23 protein-coding genes are annotated in these 22,535 nt (G+C 55.5%); 11 read left to right on the top strand and 12 right to left on the bottom strand.

Translation table 11 applies throughout. From position 1 onward, the window contains the following. Window positions 1–128: 128 nt before the first annotated feature. Complete coding sequence (locus HZZ01_RS04780; RefSeq protein ID WP_179895721.1) at window positions 129–1,022, bottom strand: LysR family transcriptional regulator; 894 nt, start codon at window positions 1,020–1,022, stop codon at window positions 129–131. Window positions 1,023–1,117: 95 nt separating this feature from the next. On the opposite strand from HZZ01_RS04780, the gene HZZ01_RS04775 reads away from it, so the two are divergent. From HZZ01_RS04775 to HZZ01_RS04765, 3 genes are all read left to right on the top strand, one after another. Then, window positions 1,118–2,368: an MFS transporter gene (locus HZZ01_RS04775; RefSeq protein WP_179895720.1), complete on the top strand. Its 1,251-nt coding sequence runs from the start codon at window positions 1,118–1,120 to the stop codon at window positions 2,366–2,368. A 159-nt stretch (window positions 2,369–2,527) separates the two neighbouring features. Continuing rightward, on the top strand, window positions 2,528–2,788 hold the full coding sequence (locus HZZ01_RS04770; protein ID WP_179895719.1) for a hypothetical protein: 261 nt from the start codon (window positions 2,528–2,530) through the stop codon (window positions 2,786–2,788). A 313-nt stretch (window positions 2,789–3,101) separates the two neighbouring features. Further along, a complete protein-coding gene (locus tag HZZ01_RS04765) occupies window positions 3,102–4,286 on the top strand; it encodes a sugar transporter (RefSeq protein ID WP_179895718.1) in 1,185 nt (394 codons plus the stop codon). Between the two features lie 78 nt (window positions 4,287–4,364). Here the strand turns inward: HZZ01_RS04765 and HZZ01_RS04760 are convergent, their stop codons facing one another. Next, complete coding sequence (locus HZZ01_RS04760) at window positions 4,365–4,622, bottom strand: YdgH/BhsA/McbA-like domain containing protein (RefSeq protein WP_179895717.1); 258 nt, start codon at window positions 4,620–4,622, stop codon at window positions 4,365–4,367. 39 nt (window positions 4,623–4,661) lie between these two features. Continuing rightward, window positions 4,662–4,919, bottom strand: a complete 258-nt coding sequence (locus HZZ01_RS04755; RefSeq protein ID WP_003853680.1) for a DUF1471 domain-containing protein — start codon at window positions 4,917–4,919, stop codon at window positions 4,662–4,664. Between the two features lie 307 nt (window positions 4,920–5,226). Here HZZ01_RS04755 and HZZ01_RS04750 point away from each other — a divergent pair, with 307 nt between their 5' ends. Further along, window positions 5,227–5,877: a TetR/AcrR family transcriptional regulator gene (locus HZZ01_RS04750; RefSeq protein ID WP_179895716.1), complete on the top strand. Its 651-nt coding sequence runs from the start codon at window positions 5,227–5,229 to the stop codon at window positions 5,875–5,877. A gap of 33 nt (window positions 5,878–5,910) precedes the next feature. Here HZZ01_RS04750 and rhaM read toward each other — a convergent pair whose 3' ends face one another. From rhaM to rhaB, 4 genes are read right to left on the bottom strand one after another with little or no spacing between them, the layout of a single operon-like run. After that, window positions 5,911–6,225: an L-rhamnose mutarotase gene (gene rhaM / locus HZZ01_RS04745; protein WP_179895715.1), complete on the bottom strand. Its 315-nt coding sequence runs from the start codon at window positions 6,223–6,225 to the stop codon at window positions 5,911–5,913. Beyond that, a complete protein-coding gene (gene rhaD, locus HZZ01_RS04740; RefSeq protein ID WP_179895714.1) occupies window positions 6,215–7,057 on the bottom strand; it encodes a rhamnulose-1-phosphate aldolase in 843 nt (280 codons plus the stop codon). The genes rhaM and rhaD overlap by 11 nt, the downstream gene beginning before the upstream one ends. Before the next feature lie 10 nt (window positions 7,058–7,067). Continuing rightward, a complete protein-coding gene (locus HZZ01_RS04735; RefSeq protein WP_179895713.1) occupies window positions 7,068–8,324 on the bottom strand; it encodes an L-rhamnose isomerase in 1,257 nt (418 codons plus the stop codon). Next, window positions 8,317–9,789 (bottom strand): rhamnulokinase, encoded by a 1,473-nt coding sequence (gene rhaB / locus HZZ01_RS04730; RefSeq protein WP_179895712.1) that lies wholly within the window; start codon window positions 9,787–9,789, stop codon window positions 8,317–8,319. The genes HZZ01_RS04735 and rhaB overlap by 8 nt, the downstream gene beginning before the upstream one ends. A gap of 291 nt (window positions 9,790–10,080) precedes the next feature. On the opposite strand from rhaB, the gene rhaS reads away from it, so the two are divergent. Both rhaS and rhaR read left to right on the top strand, forming a co-directional pair. Further along, window positions 10,081–10,902 carry an HTH-type transcriptional activator RhaS gene (rhaS, locus tag HZZ01_RS04725; RefSeq protein ID WP_179895711.1) on the top strand — a complete coding sequence of 274 codons (822 nt, stop codon included), beginning with the start codon at window positions 10,081–10,083 and terminating at the stop codon, window positions 10,900–10,902. Window positions 10,903–10,912: 10 nt separating this feature from the next. Then, on the top strand, window positions 10,913–11,779 hold the full coding sequence (rhaR, locus tag HZZ01_RS04720) for an HTH-type transcriptional activator RhaR (RefSeq protein ID WP_179895710.1): 867 nt from the start codon (window positions 10,913–10,915) through the stop codon (window positions 11,777–11,779). 177 nt (window positions 11,780–11,956) lie between these two features. Here the strand turns inward: rhaR and rhaT are convergent, their stop codons facing one another. Further along, entirely contained in the window at window positions 11,957–12,991 is a 1,035-nt protein-coding gene (gene rhaT / locus HZZ01_RS04715) for an L-rhamnose/proton symporter RhaT (RefSeq protein ID WP_179895709.1), read from the bottom strand. A 359-nt stretch (window positions 12,992–13,350) separates the two neighbouring features. Here rhaT and HZZ01_RS04710 point away from each other — a divergent pair, with 359 nt between their 5' ends. Both HZZ01_RS04710 and HZZ01_RS04705 read left to right on the top strand, forming a co-directional pair. Next, window positions 13,351–13,674 (top strand): hypothetical protein, encoded by a 324-nt coding sequence (locus HZZ01_RS04710; RefSeq protein ID WP_179895708.1) that lies wholly within the window; start codon window positions 13,351–13,353, stop codon window positions 13,672–13,674. 42 nt (window positions 13,675–13,716) lie between these two features. After that, window positions 13,717–13,815 (top strand): YoaK family small membrane protein, encoded by a 99-nt coding sequence (locus tag HZZ01_RS04705; RefSeq protein WP_008925225.1) that lies wholly within the window; start codon window positions 13,717–13,719, stop codon window positions 13,813–13,815. A 3-nt stretch (window positions 13,816–13,818) separates the two neighbouring features. Here HZZ01_RS04705 and HZZ01_RS04700 read toward each other — a convergent pair whose 3' ends face one another. Then, on the bottom strand, window positions 13,819–14,085 hold the full coding sequence (locus HZZ01_RS04700; protein ID WP_179895707.1) for a DksA/TraR family C4-type zinc finger protein: 267 nt from the start codon (window positions 14,083–14,085) through the stop codon (window positions 13,819–13,821). Between the two features lie 196 nt (window positions 14,086–14,281). Between HZZ01_RS04700 and aldA the strand changes: the two genes are divergently transcribed. Continuing rightward, window positions 14,282–15,718, top strand: a complete 1,437-nt coding sequence (aldA, locus tag HZZ01_RS04695; protein ID WP_179895706.1) for an aldehyde dehydrogenase — start codon at window positions 14,282–14,284, stop codon at window positions 15,716–15,718. Window positions 15,719–15,789: 71 nt separating this feature from the next. Here the strand turns inward: aldA and HZZ01_RS04690 are convergent, their stop codons facing one another. Further along, a complete protein-coding gene (locus HZZ01_RS04690) occupies window positions 15,790–17,058 on the bottom strand; it encodes an MFS transporter (protein ID WP_179895705.1) in 1,269 nt (422 codons plus the stop codon). Continuing rightward, on the bottom strand, window positions 17,055–18,476 hold the full coding sequence (locus tag HZZ01_RS04685; RefSeq protein WP_179895704.1) for a M20 family metallopeptidase: 1,422 nt from the start codon (window positions 18,474–18,476) through the stop codon (window positions 17,055–17,057). The genes HZZ01_RS04690 and HZZ01_RS04685 overlap by 4 nt, the downstream gene beginning before the upstream one ends. A gap of 140 nt (window positions 18,477–18,616) precedes the next feature. Here HZZ01_RS04685 and HZZ01_RS04680 point away from each other — a divergent pair, with 140 nt between their 5' ends. Further along, window positions 18,617–19,531, top strand: coding sequence for a LysR family transcriptional regulator (locus HZZ01_RS04680; protein ID WP_179895703.1), 915 nt, complete (start codon window positions 18,617–18,619; stop codon window positions 19,529–19,531). Between the two features lie 43 nt (window positions 19,532–19,574). Here the strand turns inward: HZZ01_RS04680 and HZZ01_RS04675 are convergent, their stop codons facing one another. Further along, window positions 19,575–21,170 carry an ABC transporter substrate-binding protein gene (locus HZZ01_RS04675; RefSeq protein WP_179895702.1) on the bottom strand — a complete coding sequence of 532 codons (1,596 nt, stop codon included), beginning with the start codon at window positions 21,168–21,170 and terminating at the stop codon, window positions 19,575–19,577. Between the two features lie 127 nt (window positions 21,171–21,297). On the opposite strand from HZZ01_RS04675, the gene pepT reads away from it, so the two are divergent. After that, on the top strand, window positions 21,298–22,524 hold the full coding sequence (gene pepT / locus HZZ01_RS04670; RefSeq protein WP_179895701.1) for a peptidase T: 1,227 nt from the start codon (window positions 21,298–21,300) through the stop codon (window positions 22,522–22,524). Window positions 22,525–22,535: the final 11 nt, after the last annotated feature.

Here is a 22,535-nt window from a genome sequence, read left to right as displayed (position 1 = left end):
CCCTGCTCCCGGTTATTTTCGCGCTTCTAAATAAACATGCGCCATGGTGAGGCAGATCAGGCAACAGCGTCAAATATTTGATTAGAAATGTGATTTATCGCACATATTGATGCGCTGAGACGGGCGCTTCAGGGCCGATTTTCCCGCAACAACGCCATCATGTTCTCCATCTGGGCATTCATCTCGCGTCCGGCTGACCAGACCAGCCACAGCTCTGAAATGGCATCCTCTTCCATTAATGGCAACCAGACCAGATCGGCCAGCCGTGCACGCCGAAATGAGGCAGGCAGAATAGAAACGCCCAGACCGGTTGCCACCAGCCCAAGGATGGTCATCGCCTCACCCACTTCCTGGGTGATGTAGGGCTTTATGTGATAGCGGTGCAGCAGCGCCAGAATATCGCTGTAGAGCGCGGTTCCGCCCTGAGGATCGAAAAAGACAAAGGGTTCAGATGCCAGGGCAGTTACAGAGATTTTGTCGGCGTCAGCCAGCGGATGCGCCTTATGCACCACGGCATAGAGCGGCTCGCTCAGTAGCAGTTGATGCCGCAGATCGGCTGGCAGCGGCGTGTTGCGCATTACGCCGAGATCAAGCCGTCCATCGTGCAACGGTGCCAGTTGCTGGCGGGTGTTGATCTCCTGCATATGAATATGCACCTGCGGCCAGCGCTGACGAAAGCGGAACAGCGCATCGGAAACCACGGCGGTAAACGGAGCAGACGAGGTAAAGCCGATCCGCAGCTCCCCCTCTTCGCCCCGGTGCAAACGGGCAGCGCGATCGGCGGCCTGCTCAACCTGCAACAGAATCGCGCGGGAATCGCTCAGCAACTGATGCCCGGCAGCGGTAAGTTGCACGCTGCGGTTGTTGCGATTAAACAGCTTTGCGCCGGTTTCCGCTTCCAGTTGAATAATCTGCTGGCTGAGCGGCGGCTGAGAGATATTCAGGCGCTGGGCTGCCCGCCCGAAATGCAACTCTTCGGCGACCGCCACAAAGTAGCGAAGATGACGCAGCTCGATATTCATATGTTAAACGTCTCATTTGAGATTATTAATATATTAGACATCATAATGCCGCTTTCCTAAGCTGACGACAGGTTTTCTGACAGAGAGGAAGATGTGTGAGTCGCTCAATTCAGGCAACAGTGGATGAGGAAGCAGTGCCTGCTGCGCCAGAGTCCACTGCCGCTTCAGGTTATATCCGCCGGGGAACGCCCAAATTTATGCGTGTGACGCTGGCCCTTTTCTCCGCCGGACTGGCAACCTTTGCCCTGCTCTACTGTGTGCAGCCCATTCTGCCGGTGCTGTCACAGCAGTTTGGTGTCTCTCCGGCGACCAGCAGCCTGTCGCTCTCCATTTCTACCGGCCTGATGGCGCTGGGCCTGCTGGTTACCGGTCCGCTCTCTGATGCCATCGGGCGTAAATCGGTGATGGTGACCGCCCTGATGCTCGCCGCTATCTGTACATTACTCTCGGCTACGATGAGCAGCTGGCACGGCATTCTGATCATGCGTGGGCTGATGGGTCTGTCGCTCAGCGGTGTTGCGGCGGTGGGCATGACCTATCTTAGTGAAGAGATGGATTCGCGAGTCGTCGCCTTTTCGATGGGGCTGTATATCAGCGGTAACTCCATAGGCGGAATGAGCGGGCGTCTGCTGAGCGGCGTCCTGACCGACCTCTTCTCATGGCGGATCGCCGTGGCGGTGATTGGCTGTTTTTCGCTGGCCTCCGCGCTGATGTTCTGGAAGATCCTGCCAGCATCGCGTCATTTCAGGCCCATTACGCTGCGTCCTCGTAATCTGTTGATTAACTTCCGGCTGCACTGGCGCGATCCGGGCCTGCCGTGGCTGTTTGCCGAAGGCTTCCTGTTGATGGGCGCCTTCGTCACCCTGTTCAACTACATTGGCTATCGCTTACTGGACGCGCCCTGGCATCTCAGTCAGGCGGTGGTAGGGTTGTTATCGGTTGTCTACCTGACCGGCTCCTGGAGTTCGCCTAAAGCAGGCGCGCTGACCAGCCGGCTGGGGCGTGGACCGGTAATGCTGGGCGCAACCGCCATCATGCTGCTGGGTTTGCTGGCTACAGCCTTTAACTCCCTCTGGCTGATCCTGCCGGGGATGATGCTGTTCACCGCCGGTTTTTTTGCTGCTCATGCGGTTGCCAGCGGCTGGATTGGTCCGCGTGCTCGCCGTGCTCGCGGACAGGCCTCTTCACTCTATCTGTTCAGCTACTACGTGGGTTCCAGCGTAGCGGGCACACTGGGCGGGGTGTTCTGGCATAACTTTGGCTGGCGCGGGATTACGCTGTTTATCAGCTTCCTGTTGATTCTGGCGCTGGCCGTAGCCTGGCGTCTGCACAGTAAAAAACTCTGACACCCCCCTCTTTCGCCAGGCCTCAGCGGGCCTGGCGGCGCATCATGCTGAACGCTTCATTCAGATCCACAACAAACAAAGCGCCTGTTTCCCGCTATAATTCTTTTTATTGTAATAATTCATCTGCTTTGCCTTTTAACACGGCAACAAGGAACGCCTGTGGCTCTCTACTATTACGTCAATAAACAATCGGGATATAACGATAATCATGTTGTTCATGCGGCGGGTTGCTCCCATCTTCCGGACATAGATAACAGGCTGTTTCTGGGTAGTTTTTACCACGTGAACGCCGCCATTTTGCAGGCGAAAAAATATTATGCGGGTGCAATCGGTTGTGAAAACTGTTGTCCGCTCAATAACACCGAACAGCAGGCCGCTCAGCTCAGTGTGGCCCTGAAGCACACTCCGCCTTCGCGTTAATCCCATCGGACAGCCCAGTGGTAAAACGCTTCCCGCTGCGCTGTCTCAATAGTCTCAATAGTCTCAATAGTCTCAATACTTTCTGCTTAAAGACACATCCCTGCTGCAAATCAATCCTGCACATCATCGCGATCAATAACCTCTGCCTATCGCGCTGTAATCAGGTGATAAAAAAATTCAGCATTAAAAGACGTTTATAAGCTTTCTCTTCCCGGTTTATTTACTACAATAGCGGTTAATTTGTGACGCAGGTCACTTTCGCTGGGTGTTTCTGCCACATCCAAATTCGCTTTTCTGACTGACTTGACTCCTCATGCAATCAACAACTGTTTCACGTAAAACTGCCTGGCTACGCGTGGTATTGCTGGCTATCGCTGCCTTTGTGTTCAATACCACCGAATTTGTGCCGGTTGGCCTGCTATCCGATATCGCGGCGGACTTTTCCATGCCAACGGCGGATGTCGGGATCATGCTGACCATCTACGCCTGGGTGGTCGCACTGCTCTCACTGCCGCTGATGCTGCTGACCCGTAATATTGAGCGACGACTGTTGCTGGGCGTGCTGTTCCTGATCTTTATCGTCAGCCATGTCCTTTCAACCGTAGCCTGGGATTTCCGGTCGCTGATGGTGTCCCGCGTGGGCATCGCCCTGTCTCACGCGGTGTTCTGGTCGATCACCGCCTCCCTGGCGATTCGCGTTGCACCAGCTGGTAAGAAAACGCAGGCACTGAGTATGCTGGCGACGGGTACCGCGCTGGCGATGGTGCTGGGTGTGCCGATTGGTCGAGTAGTCGGTCAGTATCTGGGCTGGCGTACCACCTTCGGCGCGATTGGCCTTTCGGCGCTGGTGCTGATGATTATGCTGGTGCGGATACTGCCGCGTCTGCCGAGTGAGCATACCGGCTCGCTGAGCAGTGTGCCGATGCTGTTTCGCCGTCCGGCGCTGGTCAGCATGTATTTGCTGGTGACGCTGGTGGTGACCGCGCATTACACCGCTTACAGCTATATCGAACCGTTCATGCAGAACGTCGCCCATTCCAGTGGCAACTTCACGACCCTGCTGCTGCTGCTGTTTGGCTCAGCCGGTATTGTGGGCAGCGTGCTGTTCAGTACCCTCGGCAATAAATTCCCCTCCGGGCTGCTGATAGCTGCCATTGCATTGATCACGTTGTGCATGGGATTACTGATTTTTGCTGCCGTCCGACCTGCCGCTATTTCAACGCTGTGCGTTGTCTGGGGCATGGCGATGATGATGATCGGACTGGGGATGCAGGTGCGGGTGTTATCGCTGGCACCGGATGCCACGGATGTGGCGATGTCGCTGATGTCCGGCATTTACAATATCGGTATTGGCGCGGGCGCGCTGCTGGGCAATCAGGTCAGTCTGCATCTGAGCATGGCGGAAGTCGGGAACGTCGGCGGGATGATTGGTCTGGTGGCTTTACTCTGGTGTGTTTACATCTTCCGTCGTTATCCCCAGTTGCGGAGCAACGGATAAGACTGTGACTGAAGAATAAAAAAAGGCTTCAGATAAGTCGGTTTATCTGAAGCCTGTTTATGAATATTTATCGCGCTTTTACTTATACAGAACGGCTGTGCCATGCAGGTTGTTGCTGCCAGAGGTCGAAGTGATGCGGAAAGACTTTGCTCCGACATCGCTGGCCTTTTCTGACAGTTGCTGCTCCAGCGAAGTCAGATTAGTACTGCCCGTTGCGCTGATGACGCCGATTTTTTGCTGATCCAGTGGTGTACTGCTGACCTGCTGTGCCGCCACACTGGCAAATGAGAGGCCGCTAAGTAAAGTAGCAGCCACTATCATGTTGATACGTTTCATAACGAACCCCTTCTCACTTAATCTGTTGAAAAAATACAATTACTGATAAATCACAGCTGTGCCGTGCAGTTTGTTCTGGCCGCTGGTTGAGGTGATGCGGAACGATTTCGCACCGGCTTCATCCGCTTTGGCACTCAGCTGTGATTCAAGGGAGGTCAGGTTGGTGCCGCCCTGTACAGAGATGGTGCCTACTGGCTGCTGATTTGACGGTTCGCTGGTCACGAGGTCAGCGGCATAAGCGCCAAAAGTCAGGGTAGTCAGTGCCAGAGCTGCCAGGGTGGTTTTGATGGTTTTCATAATATTCTCTCTATTCGATAGTTGAATTCGGTTGGACTAAATTGGGTTGTCGTCATTTAATTAACGACCGTTAAACAAATGATAGACTCCTATGTGACCCGCCGTCAATATTTATTTAATGAGCGTTATTTTAATCGCGAAGTGGCGTGATTATGGGCTTCAGCCCCTTTTCTGACTTAACCATAGGGGCGGTAAGATTGCGCTGGCGCACAAAATGGCAACTCCTGCTGGCGACCTTCATAGGGGCCTTGCACATTTTTATAATGATCGGTAATTTAATAGGATGTTTTACTGTCAGTGAGGGTGTATGAGTCAGGTTCAGGATTGCGATGTAAAAAAATGCCGTGGCCGGCCCAAAGTGTTCGATCGCGAAGCTGCGCTCGATAAAGCGCTGACACTGTTCTGGACACACGGATATGAAGGCACGTCTCTGGCCGATCTGGTAGCCGCTACCGGTGCTAAAGCGCCGACCCTTTACTCAGAGTTTGTGAATAAAGAGGGGCTGTTTCGCGCCGCGATGGAGCGCTATGTGGAAAAGTTCAGCGCATGGCGGGAAGCGGCACTAGGCGATGACCAGTTACCGGTGGACCGTGCGATTGAAGGCTATTTCCGCGCCACCGCAGCCTGTTTTACCGAACGCGATTCCCCCGGTGGCTGCTTCTTTATCTGTACCTCAACCACCCTGTCGGCGGCGTCGAAAGAGATTGCCTCTATGCTGCAACAGCAACATCAGTCCCAGGAACATGTGTTAAGCGATTTTCTGCTGGCGCGTCAGCAGCGTGGTGAACTGAGTGCGTCAGTGAACATTCCAGCGCTATCCCGCTATCTGGGCTGTATGCTGCAGGGCATGTCGGTTCGTGCGCGTGAAGGCGTGGATCGTGACGATCTGGAAGGCATTATTAATACGCTGATGGCGATGTGGCCGACGCTGACCGGCTTGTGTCAGGCAAAACGGTAGATATCAGGGCGGCGATGCCGCCCTTTCCCTCTGCTATTCCAGAAAAAACACCGGTTTCAACGGCTGACTCATCGGGCTGTTATCCGCATTCGATGGCATCAGATCTTTCATTGAGGTCCACCAGCGCTGACACACCTCTGTCTTTGCCACCGCGTTCCAGCGCTCCTCAGATTCAATCTCTACGCTGGCAAACAGAAGATGCCGTTCGGCGTCCAGCCAGATAGCATAGTTGTGCGCACCATGTGCTTTCAGGGTTTCAGCCAGTTCCGGCCAGATCGGTGAGTGGCGACGCTCATATTCCGCATGACAGTCTGCATTCACCTGCATCACAAAGGCTTTACGCAACATTAGCTGGCCCCACATCCAATGCGAGTTGCCAGGGCTTAACGCCGAAGCGCTCACCTAGCGCGACCAGCTGTTCTGTGTTGATACTCTGACGAATCCCGCCCATCGACAGCACTTTGACGATCACTTCGGACGATTTCTCCGCTGTGTCTATCAGACCAAAAGTCTCATCGAGCGTCGGACCTGTACCAAAGACGCCGTGGAACGGCCACATCACCAGGGTGTGCGACTGCATCTGACCAGCTGTTGCGGTGCCGATTTCATCGGTGCCAGGCACCATCCATGGCAGTACACCCACGCCATCCGGGAATACCACCAGACATTCGGTGCTGCCTTCCCATAACAGGCGGGTAAAGCGGGCTGAATCCATCTCCACCACATAGCTCAGGGCCATAAAGTTGGTGGCGTGACAGTGCATGATCACCCGATCTACACCCTTGCTGACCGCTTTACGTACCGCGTGAGACTGAAAGTGAGACGCCAGCTCGGAGGTCGGCAAACCGCCATTCGACAGACCCCAGTGAATTTTGTACGAGAGCCCTTTTTCATCAACCTGCAGCAGCGCCAGGCAATCGGCCGGATCGATCTGGACGTTACGCATAAATTTCCCTGACCCGGTCACCAGAAACCAGTCGTTCGCCAGCGCGGGCGCAGGTTGTGTCAGCTCAATGCAGCGTGGTGCTTTGCAGAAATCGGCGATGAAGGGTTTGACCTCCTCCTCCAGCAGACGCAGGCTGACGTTGCCGCCGTTACGCTCGTCCCAGCCCTTCAGCCACATATCGCTGGTCGCTTTGACCATTCCCTTAACAAACCCGGAAGAAAGAATGCTTTGCATAGTGAAATCCTTAACGTTGGCTCAAGATCTGTTGTTCATAATGATGGACATCGCTTAACCAGCTGGCATCAGCCGGGACGTCATGACGCAGGCACCACGCTTCCCATACCGCCTGCCACGGCAGCGATTTTTGCTCTTCCAGTAGGGCCAGACGCGCGGTGTAATCGCCGCTGTTTTCGGCCTGACGCAAACGGTCGGTGGGCTCCAGCAAGGCACGCAGCAGCGCTTTTTTAGTGTTGCGTGTGCCGATAACCCAGGCAGCAATCCGGTTAATGGAAGCGTCGAAGAAGTCGAGTCCGATATGCACTTTGTCGAATAACTGGTGGCGGACGATTTCGCTGGCGATCGCCTGGGTTTCATCATCCAGCAGTACTACATGGTCACTGTCCCAGCGCACCGGACGGCTGACATGCAATAGCAGACGCGGCACATAGAGCATCGCGGCAGAAATTTTGTCGGAGATGACTTCGGTGGGATGGAAATGCCCGGCATCCAGGCACAGCGCTGTCTGACGGCTGGCGGCGTAACCGAGATAAAACTCATTGGAACCTACGGTGTAACTCTCTGCGCCAATGCCAAACAGTTTGCTCTCAACTGCATCGATATGGTGCTGCGGGTTAAGTTTTTCTGAGATGACTTCATCCAGCGCGCTCATCAGACGCTGACGCGGGGCCAGTCGATCCACTGTGATATCTTTCATGCCGTCCGGCACCCAGATATTCATCACTGAGGGCGTGCCCAACTGCTCACCAAAATACGCGGAGATGCGGCGACTGGCTTTGCAGTGATCGATCCAGAACTGACGCACAGTTTTGTCACTGTGCGACAGCGTAAACCCGTCTGCACTCATCGGATGCGAGAAGCAACTGGGATTAAAATCGAGCCCCAGGTTATGCTCTTTAGCCCAGGCAACCCAGTTGGCGAAATGGGCAGGCTCAATGGCGTCCCGATCTACCGGCTTGTCACTTTCCAGATAGATGGCGTGCAGATTAAGGCGTTTAGCGCCGGGGATCAGCGACATCGCTTTGTCGATATCACCGCGTAATTCACTGGCATTCCGTGCCCGCCCTGGATAGTTACCCGTCGCCTGAATACCACCGGTTAATGCGCCCTGTGGATTCTCAAATCCCCGGACATCATCCCCCTGCCAGCAGTGCATCGAGACCGGTATGCGGTCCAGCTGACGGATAGCCTGTTCAACATCAATCCCATTATCGGCGTAGCGTTGTTTAGCCAGTTCAAAAGCCTGTTCAATCTGCTTAGTCATAAGCGGGTTCCTTAGCGGGTTGACTCAGCGTTGCGAAACGTGCCTGACTGGCACTGAAGACGCTGTGAGTTTGAGGTTCGAATTTTTCGAGTGGGAAGTTGTTGATAACGCTGCAGCGGAAATCAGCCACATCAATCAGTTCACCCAGCGCAATCAGCTGGCAACCCACGTTACCCAACGTAGAGGCTTCAACCGGCCCGGCCAGTACCGGAATCTGGCAGGCATCGGCGCAAAGCTGATTAAGAAAGCGGTTCTGACTGCCGCCGCCCACCACATGCAACTGGCTGAATGCCTTACCGCGCAACGCGGCCAGTTCGTGAATGACTTCACGGTAGAGCAGCGCCAGGCTATCAAAAATGCAACGTGCCAGAGAGGCGGCAGACTGCGGCACCGGCATTCCCTGTTCTGCGCAGGCGTTCTGAATCTCGTTCACCATGCTGTCGGGATTGATAAAGCGGGCATCGTTGGGATTGATCAGAGACACACAGGCGGGCTGGCGGGCTGTTTCGTCAATCAGCATGCTGAGATCGTCAATCAGTAATTCGCTGCAGACGCGTTGTAACAGCCATAAGCCCATAATGTTTTTCAATACCCGGTAGCCTTCTGCACCACCCTCATTCGTGATATTGGCGCGCAGCGCGGCGTCACTGGCATAGGGCTGCAGACTTTCAAAGCCCATCAGCGACCAGGTTCCGGAGCTGAGATAGGCGGCATCGTCCTGCATCAGCGGCGTTGCCAGCACCGCGCTGGCGGTGTCGTGGGTGGCGACGGCGATCACCGGAACCGGGATGCCCGCGCTATTGCTCCAGTGACCAACAGTATTGCCCGGCGCCTGTGGCTGACCGAACCACCGCGCATCCACCCCCGCCCAGGCGAGCAAGTCGCGATCCCACTCGCCGCTATGAATATTGAGCATCTGCGTGGTAGTGGCGTTGGTATATTCCCAGTTGAGGTTGCCCGTCAGGCGATAATGCAGATAGTCAGGAATCATCAGCGCATACGCCACGTGTGCCTGCCAGTCGGGCTGTTGCTGATGCAGGGCGCGCATCTGATAGAGCGTGTTGAATGGCAGAAACTGAATGCCGGTTCGGGCGTAGATCGCTCTGCGACTCAGTTCCTGCTGCGCCTGATCCATCAGGCCGTGGGTGCGGGCATCGCGGTAGCTGACCGCCTCACCCACCGGCTCGCCCTGTGCATCCAGCAGCACCATATCCACACCCCAGGTGTCGATGCCAATACTGTCAGGCATGATACCCTCTTCCTCTAACTGAGCCAGTCCGCTGCGGATCTCATGCTCCAGCATCGCCAGATCCCAGCAGTCATAACCGGCACGACGCTGACGCCTGTTTTTAAAACGCCGGACCTCCTGCAGCGCGAGTTTGCGCTGTGTGGCATCCCAGCGAGCGAGCATGACTCGTCCGCTGGATGCGCCGAGATCGATAGCAACAATGTTTCTCCTGGTCATGGCGACGGTTCCCTGTGATTGAGTCGTCACAGAGTAAAAACCTTACTGGTTTAACACCTTCCCCGGAGTGCCAGCGCCGGATAAGCCCTGGCAGACTTGCAAAGAACTTCGTGAGAGAGATCACAGAGGCAACAGTCAGCAGGATGTGACCCCTGCCGCAAATCTGTTAACTGCTGAGGATTTCTTGAAATATCAGCATGATTCCTGCTGAGTCAGGCTGAAAATTCAAGGTAAGGTAGCGGCGTGCTGATTAGACTGCCCTACGGTTTAGTGAAGCAGCGAGAGATGATCATGACCATATTGCACAGTGCGGATTTTTTCCCCGAAGGTGATTACGCCATCGCGATTGAACCCCGGATACCCCAGGCAGCCTTTCCGGAACATCATCATGATTTCCATGAGATTGTGCTGGTTGAGCAAGGTTCTGGCATTCATGTTTTTAATGGTCAGCCGCAAACGCTGTGCGCCGGTTGCGTCTGCTTTGTGCGCGATCACGATCGTCATCTCTATGAACAGACCGATAATCTTTGCCTGACTAACGTGCTCTATCGCAGCCCCGGCGCGTTTCGTTTTCTTTCCGGGCTACAGGCTTTACTGCCCTGCGATCAGGATGGGCAATACAGCTCTCACTGGCGCATCAATCATAAAGTGATGACGCAGGCGCTTAGCGTGGCGGCGCAGATGCAGCAGGATGAGACCTGGTCGCTGGAAAAACAGGCGCGGCAGGAGCAGCTTTTTTTACAGCTGCTGGTGCTGTTGCGTGAAGCCTGTATTGACGGACAGAGTCAGGATCAGGAGGCGCGACTGCATCGCCTGCTCGATTGGCTGGGCGATCATTACAGTGACGAGATCGTCTGGGATGAACTGGCCGATCGCTTTTCACTCTCGCTGCGTACATTGCATCGACAGATGAAGCATCAAACCGGCAGCACGCCGCAGCGTTATCTGAACCGTTTGCGGCTGTTGCAGGCCCGTCATCTGCTGCGTCACAGTGATATGCGTATTACCGACATTGCCTTCCAGTGTGGATTTGGTGACAGTAACCACTTCTCAACCCTGTTCAGGCGCGAATTTGGCTGCGCACCGCGAGCGGAGCGCCAGCATATGATGTAAAGGAGGCAACATGGCGTTGATACTCAGTCGGGATGACTATTTTCCCGCCACGAATTTACCCGTGGCGGTGGCCGAAAGGATGCCACAACCCTCTTTCCCGCCGCACCGACACGAATTCAGTGAAATCGTGATTGTCTGGCGCGGAAATGGCCTGCATGTCCTCAACGATCGCCCCTGGCTGATAACCTGCGGCGACATTTTTTATATTCGCGACAGTGACTGCCACAGCTACGACAGCGTCAATGATTTGGTGCTGGATAATATCCTCTACTGTCGTGATCGCTTTGGGCTTGCCCTTGACTGGAATAAGTTGCTGCCGCACCAGGGGACCGATAAACCGGGCTGCTGGAGGCTGACCACCCGAGGGATGGCGCTGGCCCGGGGCGTGATCAGCCAGCTGGAGCGTGAAAGCCGTAAAAGCGATCCTCTCTCTGTTCAGTTATCAGAGGCGCTGTTTTTACAGCTGGCGCTGATTTTGCGCCGCCACGGCTATGCCGCCGACCGCCCCTGGGCGTTGCCGGAGGGTGAACAGCTGGATCTGCTGATGTCGGCCTTGCAGGGTGCCATTGCCCGGCCCTTCGATCTGGCGGCGTTTTGTCAACAGAATCAGCTCAGCGAACGAGCACTGCGACATCTTTTTCGCCAGCAGACTGGCATGACCATTGGTCATTACCTTCGTCAGCTGCAGCTCTGTCAGGCAAAATATCTGCTGCGCACCCAGGATTGTCTGATTAGTGAGATCGCCGCCCGCTGCGGGTTTGATGACAGTAACTATTTTTCGGTGGTTTTCACCCGTGATACCGGTTTAACGCCCAGCGCCTGGCGTCAGCGATTTATCGCACCCCGGCAGGTGCTTAAGAGTACCGAGTCTGAATAAGATGGGCCTGTGTGAAGCGCACTATGTCACCCCCTTTAGCGAGCAATTTTCCGTAAAAAAACAGCAGGAATAAATCCCCTAAAAAGCGCCCTAAACACAAACTGACCACCATTCTGATCACTCTAAGGGCCTGCTATTCAGGCCCTTACAGCGTAAAGTCAGCATCAGTATTCGCTATCAGGCCGCCATACCCAGACCGACAATATTAGCGGCAATGATAATCACCACACAGCCAATCGATAATACGCTTACCGGGCGACGTCCCGCTGACTTCCACTCTTTCATCAGCAGCCCAACCAGCCCCCCACATAAGACGTACAGGCTCATGTGCAGCATCCAGCTGACATAGTCATACTGCGCAGGAATTCGGGCATGTCCCCAGGCGTAGAAGAAGAACTGCAGATACCACATTGTGCCGCCAAGCACGGCAAACGCGGTATTAGCAATCAGCAGCGACTTCCCGACGGAGAGGTCTTTACGCACTGACAGCTCTGGCTGGGTGGCCAGCCGCCAGAAACAGAAGCCCAGATTGACCAGTGCCCCGCCGCCCATGATGATTACGTAGCTGGGTAAAGCGACATAGAGCGGATCGATGCCGAGATTAGCGGCAGCCTGATGCAGCGGTTTCGCCGCATCCATCGCAAACGACATACCGGCCGAGAAGATGCCGCACATTACCGCCAGCACCAGTCCCTTCCTGAGATTAAACTCTTCTGCGTTAATCCCCAGCGCCCGTTCCTTTAACAGACCGGCGCGTGACACAATCCCGACACCTATCAACGCCACCAGCACGCCCAGCAACGTTAACCGACCACCCGCCGAGGCGAAAAGCTCACCAAACCGCCCCTGCAACAACGGCGTCATCAGCGTACCGACCACCAGAGTAATGCCAATCGCGATACCGATGCCCATCGACATCCCAAGATAGCGCATAGTCAGCCCGTAGTTGATATTGCCTATACCCCACATCGCGCCAAACAGAAATACCGGCGTGAGTTGCGACAGCGTGAAGCTGCTGTAGTAGGCCATGAAGTCCGGCAGCAAAATGGCACTCACCGCCCAGGGCAAAATTAGCCACGACATCAGGCCGCCAATTGACCACATGGTTTCCCATGACCATCTTTTCACCTGTTTAAAAGGCGCGTAGAAACACGCGGCGCTGGCAGCGCCGACAAAATGCCAGAAGATGCCCGCAATAATGGCACTGTTCATTGTTATTCCCCGGTTAGGTTGAGGCCTGTCGGAAACCTGTCTGCTTCCGCTCAGCAGGCAGTCTACGTTTTGCAGGAATTCCTCAGCCTTTGGATAAATGCCGGAAGCTGCAGCGGAGTGGCAATATTTACCCGTTATTCACATCAGGGATCACAATTTCACAGTTGTTATAAAATCGGACCATAAATAAGGTAACTTGCTTATTATCCTATCTTTTTTATAGTTTTGCCGTGTGGTGCAGCACAATTCTGATCTGACTGCCATCTACGCTGGTATGGTGGCAATTCTGCAAAGAAGCCTTTCATTAGCGCAGGCAAGGTCGTATAAACTGGGGAAAAGTGAACGGTACAGGGATTGGAATGACATCAAAGTGGTTAACGCTTTTTCTTTCGCAGTCGGTCAGTCGGGTAATGCTGGATGATCTCCGGGCGATATTACCCTCAGAGGCGATAAAGGTGTTTGTGAACAGCATGGATGAAACCCACTACGCCACCATTGAGTGCCTGCAGGCGGAGAAGCATTGCGCGCTTATCGCCTCAGCAATTGTGGTCTGGCGTCAGCTCGGCCATGTGCATCACATTCTTTACAAAAAAGGGGAGGTCCTGCGCGAGGAGAACGATGCCACGCAGTTCCAGCTTTTTACCCTGCTGAAAACCCACCGCGCAGTCCTCCAGATCTCATGATAAGATCGTGGCCCCTGAAACGCTGTTTGCAGTAGGTTGAATATGAGAATTGGAATTTTGTTTCCGATCGCCATCATCGTGGCGGGCGTGGGCTTTCTGGCCTGGTTTATTGGCAGCGGCCTGGCGATGCCAGGCTCCTGAGAATTAGCGCAGCTGGCTATCTTTACTGCCCCGACGATTATATAAACTGCTGGTCTGCTGCTGTTTATCGATTTTTTCCTGACACGCCACGCAGTAGTGCACGCCTTTCAGCGCCTGACGACGCGCCTCCGGAATCGGTTCGCCGCAGAGTTCACATTCGGTGGCGCTTTCGCCCTGCCCAATCGATTGTCTTACCCGCTCAATGCCGTCATTAACGGTACTATCAATTTGTTCCTGTACTGCGCCTTCTGCTGCCCATCCGCTTGCCATTATTTCCCCCCTGTTTCACAACTTCACTCCTTTAAATCTACAACAGATTGACGTTTTTGCCGCAGAACTCACCGATATCTGTGATTGGTTGCCAGCCGGACTCGCAAGCTGGCAATAAGCTAAAGGTCACGTTCAGCAATCTGTTTCACCCTGCTATCACATTACTGCAACGTATCGATAGCGGAGAGCTAAGCGAATGACAACACATCATCAACATTATATTAATGGCGAGTTCGTCGCCCATCAGGGTGACCAGTGGATTGAGGTGATCAATCCGGCGACGGAGGCGTTGCTGTCGCGTATCCCCGAAGGCACGCGTCAGGATGCCAGCCGTGCCATCAGCGCTGCGGAAGCGGCTCAGCCGGGATGGGAAGCGCTGCCTGCGGTTGAGCGCGGTGCCTGGCTGCACAAAATTGCCAGCGCCATCCGCGACCGCGAGCCCGAACTGGCGGCAACCATTGTGGCCGAGGGCGGCAAAACCCAGGGACTGGCGAAAACTGAAGTGCTGTTTACCGCTGACTATCTCGATTATATGGCTGAGTGGGCGCGGCGCTATGAAGGTGAGATCATAAACAGTGACCGTCCCAACGAAAACATCTTCCTGTTTAAAAAGGCCATTGGCGTCACCACCGGGATTTTGCCCTGGAACTTCCCCTTCTTCCTGATCGCCCGCAAAGCGGCGCCTGCTCTGATCACTGGCAACACTATCGTGATCAAACCCAGTGAACTGACGCCGAACAATGCGGCACTGTTTGCCGACATCATTCAAAAGATCGGCCTGCCTGCGGGCGTGATTAACATTGTTTATGGACTGGGTCCGGAAGTGGGACAGGAGCTGGCGGCAAACCCTAAAGTCGGGCTGGTGAGCCTGACTGGCAGCGTCGGCGCAGGTATCGCTACCATGGAAGCCGCCGCTAAAAATGTCACCAGGGTATCGCTGGAACTGGGCGGCAAAGCGCCGGCTATCGTGATGGATGATGCCGATCTTGAGCTGGCGGTCCAGGCGATTGTCAGTTCGCGGATGATCAACAGCGGTCAGGTCTGTAACTGCGCAGAGCGGGTCTATGTGCAGGAAGGCATTTACGATCGTTTTATCCACGCGCTGACCGCAGCGTTTCAGCAGGTGACATTTGGTGATCCGGCACAACGCAACGATATCGACATGGGCCCGCTGATTACGGCTGCAGCACGGGACCGGGTGGAGCAGAAAGTGGCGGAAGCTGTCGCTGCCGGAGCCAAAGTCGTGCTGGGCGGTAGGCGCGCAGGAGATAGAGGATTTTTCTTTGAACCGACTCTGCTGACCGATGTGCGTCAGGAGATGGCAATTATGCAGGAGGAGATTTTTGGCCCGGTGCTGCCGGTGATGACCTTCAAAACACTGGAGGAGGCGATCGCCCTGGCTAACGACTGCGAGTATGGGCTGACCTCGTCGATTTATACCCGTAATCTCAATACCACCATGACTGCGCTGCGGAAGCTGAAGTTCGGCGAGACCTACGTTAATCGTGAGAATTTCGAAGCAATGCAGGGCTTTCATGCCGGATGGCGCAAGTCGGGTGTCGGCGGTGCCGATGGGAAACATGGTCTGGAGGAGTTTCTGCAGACCCATGTTGCTTACCTGCAGTTCAGTTAAGGCTCGATCTTACCGCCTCCCATTCCTGACTTTGTCAGTCACAAAATGGGCCAGCTAACCGGCCCATTTTGTTATGCCACCCGCTTACTGCAGCGCAGCAGCGCGATGCCACTCAGCACCGCCACGGCCATCAGGTAATAGCCTGGTGCCAGGCTGCTGCCGGTGGCGGCAATCAGCATGCTGCAAATCAGTGGCGCAAACCCGCCAAATACCGTTACGGCCACGTTGTAACTGATCGCCATGCCGCTGGCGCGCGTGGTCGCCGGGAAGAGATCGGCCATCACCGACGGCACTGTCGAGAAATAGACCGCCTTCAGCAGTGCCATCCAGGCCACCAGCAGGATCAACGTGGTCGGCGTGGTGTGATCGACCATCCATTTGAAAGCAGGATAGATGGTAGCCATCAGCAACAGCAACGAACCCCACATCAGCGGCAACCGGCCAATCCGCTCTGCCCACAATCCCATGATGGGCGTCACTACCGTCAGGATAATGCCCGCGATCAGCGTGGCGGTGAAAGCGACCGACCCCGGCAGATGCAGCGTTTTGGTAGCGTAGGTCGGTATGTAGTTAAGCATGTAGTTTACTGCGGTCGAAATCACCATCACGCCAATCGCCAGGGTGATCAGCGCTTTCTGCCGCCCGAACAGCGTTTTCAGCGGCGCGGATTCCTTTTCCTGCGACGCAAAGCTGGCGGGCTCCTGGACATGGCGGCGAATGTAGATCCCCAGCGGCCCAATCAGCAGGCCGAAGGCAAACGGGATGCGCCAGCCCCACGTCTGAATCTCACTTTCGCTCAGCCAGTGCGTCAGCCCCAGCCCGAATGCTGAGGCCATCAGCGTGCTTGCGCCCTGAGTGGCAAACTGCCAGCTGGCGATAAAGGCTTTGCGCTCAGGAAAGTGCTCCACCAGGAAGGCGGTGGAACTGCCAAATTCGCCCCCGGCTGAGAACCCCTGGATCAGACGCGCCAGGATGATCAACAGCGGTGCGGCCAGACCGATAGTGGCGTAGCCCGGCATAAATGTAATGATCGCCCCGCCCAGCATCATCAGATTTATCGACAGCAGCAGCGCCTTTTTGCGGCCATGACGATCGGCATAGTTGCCCAGCACAATGGCACCCAGCGGACGGATTAAGAAGGAGATACCGAAGCTGCCAAAGGTCAGCAGCAGCGACACCGACGGATCGCTGACCGGAAAGAAGACGTGCGCGATGTAGCTGGCGAAAAAGCCATAGACCGCGATGTCGAACCACTCCAGCGCGTTACCGATGCAGGTGGCGAACAGCGTTTTGTGCAGGCTCGGTTTCACCTGCGGGGTGGTCTGCGCGATGCTGCTCATTGTTCACCTCTCCGCCACTGATGGTGGCGCGTCATCAGCTGTTCGCCCTCTTCACCCAGTTGCCAGAAGAGCCGCGTCATAATCGCCAGGCCTTCACGTGCAATGGTGTTGAGCATATGTTCGTTAACGCCGTGCTGGCCGCAGGCGGGATAGGAATGCGGTACCCACAGCGTCGGCAGGCCGAGGATATCGGCGAAGACTTCATTGGGCAGTGAACCGCCAAGATTGGGCAGCAGCGCCGGTTTTTTACCGCTGCTACGCGCCAGCGTATCCAGCGCCCAGGCCACCAGCGGATCCTGCGGATCGAGCCGCGTCGCGGGTGAGCCGCGCAGAAACTCGACGCTGACGTTCTCAAAGCCGTGCTGACGCAGATGACTTTCGACATGCTGCACCAGATTTTCCCAGTCGGTGCCAACAACAAATCGCAGCTGACACACCGCCGTGGCGCTGCCCGGAATGGCGTTCATCGGGCGCGACGGATTGCCGGTTTCAAAGGCCAGCACCTCCAGCGTGTTCCAGCCATAAAGTCGCTCTGCAGGCGTCAGACCCGGCTCACCCCAGCCCTTCGCCAGCGCCGGATCGCCCGGCATGCCGCCCACCTCAATATCACTGAGGATGGCGCGCACCGCGTCGGTTAAGGAGTCCGGCTTCAGCGCAGCGACCTGCAGCGCGCCCTGCGCGTTCACCAGATAGGCGATCGCATTGGCCAGTTGGGTGCCGGGATTACTGAGCAGTCCGCCCCAGTTGCCAGAATGATAGGCGTTGTCGCGCGCCCGAATAGTCAGACGAAAGTTCGCCGCGCCACGCGATCCCAGAAACAGCGTCGGCCGCAATGCGTTGAGTCGGGGGCCATCAGAGGCGATAAAAAGATCGGCCTTAAGCAGCGCCTGCTGCTGCTGGCAGATCGCCGCCAGCCCTGGCGAACTGATCTCTTCGCCCATTTCAAACAGGATTTTGCAGTTGAAGCCCAGCTTTCCACCACGCGCCTGCCACACCTGTTCCAGCGCCGCGAGGTTGATGCAATGCTGCCCTTTATTGTCTGCGCTGCCGCGTCCATACAGGCGATCGTCTTCAGCAGTGAGTTGCCACGGCGATAAGCCTTCGCGCCAGTTTTCATCGTCACCAAATACCACATCGCCGTGGCCATAGCAGAGCAGTGTCGGTTTTAGTGGATCTTCGATGCGGGTGGCGATCAGAAACGGCGGGCTGCCGGGCTGAGGATTGTCAAACGGGTGGAGTTTGAATCCCATCTTCGCCAGTTGCGGGCCAATTTCCTGCTGCAGATAGTGATTCAGCTCTGCCTTTCTGCTGGCGTGCTGGCTTTCGGTCACACAGGCCACGCGCCGTGACAGCAACTGCTGAAACTCACCACTGTCGAAATAATGCATCGCATGGTCCACTGCCTGTTGCTCTGTCATGTTTGCCCTGTCTGTTATTTTTATCGTGCTTTATCTTTGACAAACTTCTCTCTTTGCCACAATTATCAATTTATCGAGTGAGCCTTGCTTTTAAAGCAAAGGCTGACTGCCCTTTTTTGATGCGTTTCGCCGGAGTGATCATGTTAAGCAGCGAGATCCGCTATTTCCTGGCGGTGGTTGAGTGCGGTTCGCTAAGCGCCGCTAGCGAGCAACTGTTTGTCGCGGTGTCGGCGATCAGTCGTCAGATTCAGCGGCTGGAGGCACAGGTCGGGGTGCCGCTGTTTGAACGTCATGCACGCGGTATGGTGTTGAATGAGGCGGGTGAGATTTTTGCGCATCATGTACGCAAAAGTCAGCTCGATATGGAATATGCGCTGGCGGAGATTAAAGGGTTGAAAGCGGTACGCCGCAGCCTGATCCGTATCGCCTGCACGGATGGGATGGCCTTCAGTCTGTTGCCGGGCCTGCTGGCGGAGTTTCGCCTGGCGAATCCCGGCGCGCTGTTTGCGATTAATGTGACGCATTCTCAGGGCGTAGCGGCCTGCGTCAGGGCGGGTGAATGCGATGTGGCGCTGCAGTTTAGTCTGCAGCCGGAACGCAGCGTTGAGGTGCTCGGCTCGTGGTCTGCGCCGGTGTTACTGGCGATGCATGAGTCACATCCGCTGGCGTCACGTGAAGTGACGCTGGGCGATTTGCATCGCTGGCCGCTGGCGCTGCCGGGCCATCACACCACCGTCCGCCAGCTGTTTGATCTCTCCTGTCAGATGAATGACTGCGTGGTGGAGCCGGTGCTGACCTGCGACTATTTCGCTACGCTTTATCACTTTTTGCTACATACGCCGCAGGCGGTGACTATCTGTAGCGCGTTCACTCTGCTGTTTGAGCGCGATGCGCAAAATCTGGTGTTGCGGTCAATGGGGGTAGATCAGTTGAGTCAGCGGACGTTGCAGCTTCAGACGGTGTCGGGACGTCAGCGTAGCGCTGCGCTGACGCTATTTCTGCAGTTTTTACAGCAGCGACTGACAGAGATGGATCAGCAGGTGAGGATGAGATGAAGGGCCCACTGATGCGTGGGCCATTGACGTTAACTGCCACGGCTTACTGCTTAATATCCACCTGATAGAAGATATGCTTGCCGAACGGATCGACCTGATAGCCGCTCACCGATTTGCGTACCGGCTCGAAGATAGTGGAGTGCGCAATCATCACGGCGGGCATCTGGTCATGCATTATCTGCTGCGCCTGCAGATAAAGCGCGGTGCGTTTGCCCTGATCCGGCTCGGCGCGGGCGTCGGTGATTAACTTCTCGAATGGCTGGTAGCACCATTTGGAGGAGTTAGAACCGCCCTGCGCAGAGGTGCAGCTGTAAAGCGGGCCGAAGAAGTTATCCGGATCGCCGGTCGCAGTCGTCCAGCCCATCAGCGCGGCCTGATGCTCGCCACTGCGGACGCGCTTCAGGTATTCGCCCCACTCATAGCTGACGATGTTGGCTTTGATGCCGACTTTGGCCCAGTCTGACTGGATCATCTCCGCCATGCGGCGTGCATTCGGATTATAGGGCCGCTGAACCGGCATCGCCCAGAGCGCAATTTCGGTGCCTGGTTTAACGCCAGCCTGTTGCAACAACGCTTTGGCCTTTTCGGGATCGTAGTCGTAATCCTTCAGATCTTTGTCCGCGCTCCAGACGCCGGGCGGCAAAATATTTTTTGCGACCGTGCCGGTGCCTTTAAATATCGCCTCGATGATCGCCGGTTTATTGATCGCCATCGCCAGCGCCTGCCGCACTTTGACGTTGTCGGTGGGTGCTTTAGTGGTGTTAAACGCCAGGAAGCCGGTGTTCAGACCCGCCTTCTGTTCCAGAGTGATGTCCGGGTTGGCGCGCATTTTGTCCAGATCGGCGGGATTTGGAAATGGCATGACCTGACACTCGTTCTTCTCAAGCTTGGCGTAACGCACGGACGCGTCAGGTGTAATGCTGAAGACCAGCCGATCGAGTTTCGCCTTGCCCTGCCAGTAGTCCGGGAACGTTTTATAGAGGATGCGGGAATCTTTCTGGTACTGCACCAGTTCAAACGGGCCGGTGCCTATCGGGTTCATATCGACCTTTTCCGGCGTCCCCGCCTTTAGCATGGCGTCTGCGTATTCTGCCGAGTGGATAGAGGCGAAATACCAGGCGAGATCGGCAAGAAACGGGGCTTCCGGATGGGCGAGCGTGAAGCGCACGGTGTGGTCATCAACCCGGTCGATACTTTTAATCAGCGTGGAGAGTTCAAGGCTTTCGAAGTTTGAATAGGTACCGCCAGAAACATTGTGGTAGGGATTTTTCGGGTCCATCTGGCGCATAAAGGAAAAGATCACATCATCGGCGTTGAAGTCGCGACTGGGTTTAAACTGTTTGTTGCTCTGGAATTTTACGTTCCTGCGCAGATGGAAGGTGTATGCGGTGCCATCCGGGCTGATCTCCCAACTTTCCGCCAGGCTCGGGACCAGATTGGTGGTGCCGGGCGTGAAATCTACCAGTCGGTTAAAGACCGGTACGGCACTGGCATCAACACTCGTTCCGGAGGTATAGAGCTGAGGGTTAAAATTCTCTGGCGATCCCTCAGAACAGTAGACCAGCGTTTTGGCGTTCACGCTGCCAGCCAGCGCTATCCCAGCCGTAACAAGCGCTAAGGTGGCTATCTTGATTTTCATTATTATCCTCGCTTTGTATTGACTTCCGGTGATCACAATATCTAAATGAATCATTCAGATGCTTCATTGATAGCACGATTCGGCACCATAGCGAACCCTGCCAGTGGCTGACTAATAAGGAATAGTGATGACAGACAAACTTGAGTCGCAACTCACCGAACGTTTTTTCCGTTACCTCGCCGTCAGCAGTCAGAGCGATGCAAAATCGACATCGTTGCCCAGCACACCGAGCCAGCACGCCATGGCGGAACTGCTGGCGGATGAATTGCGCGCTTTAGGGCTGGATGAAGTGGTCATTGATGAACATGCCACGGTGACGGCGGTGAAACACGGCAACCGTCCTGACGCGCCACGCATCGGCTTTATTACGCACATCGATACGGTGGATGTTGGTTTGTCGCCCGATATCCACCCGCAGATCCTCACCTGGCAGGGCGAAGATCTCTGTCTGAACGCAGAGCAGGCTATCTGGCTGCGCCGTGATGAACATCCGGAGATCGCGCCCTATCTGGGTCAGCAGGTAATCTTCAGTGATGGCACCAGCGTGCTGGGCGCAGACAACAAAGCGGCGGTTACCGTCGTGATGACGCTGATGGCGAACCTTAAAGGCGACCATGGCGACATCGTGGTGGCCTTTGTGCCGGACGAAGAGATTGGCCTGCGCGGTGCGAAAGCGCTGGATCTGGAAACGCGTTTTAATGTCGATTTTGCCTGGACCATCGACTGCTGCGAACTGGGCGAAGTCGTGTATGAAAACTTCAATGGTGCCGCTGCAGAGATTGTGTTTACCGGCGTACCGGCACATCCGATGTCGGGCAAAGGCGTGCTGGTCAATCCGCTGCTGATGGCCCATGACTACATCAGCCTGTTTGATCGGCAGCAGACCCCGGAGCACACCGAAGGTCGCGAAGGCTATATCTGGTTCAATGAGATTCAGGCCAATGCCAGCAGGGCGACGCTTAAAGCCTCGATTCGTGATTTTGATCTCGCCAGCTTCGCGGCGCGCAAGCAGCAGTTACAGCAGGCAGCAGAGGAGCTCGCGACGCGTTATCCGACCGGCGAGGTGAACATCACCATTGCTGATATTTACAGCAATATCAGTAATGCACTGGGTGAGGATCGTCGGGCGATTGACCTGATCTTCAACGCCTTTGACGCGCTGGAGATTGAACCGAAGGTAATTCCGATGCGTGGCGGCACGGATGGGGCTGCGCTGTCAGCCAAAGGGTTGCTGACGCCGAACTTCTTTACCGGCGCGCATAACTTCCATTCACGTTTCGAGTTCCTGCCGATTACGTCGTTTGTGAAATCCTATCAGGTGGCGGAAAAACTCTGTTATCTGGCCGCGGGTTAAGCAGGAAAATC

This window comes from Pantoea sp. WMus005 (assembly GCF_013415305.1).
Classification (GTDB): domain Bacteria; phylum Pseudomonadota; class Gammaproteobacteria; order Enterobacterales; family Enterobacteriaceae; genus Pantoea; species Pantoea rara.
The sequence above is the reverse complement of the archived record's forward strand: the minus strand, read 5'-3'. Positions and strand labels throughout refer to the sequence as shown.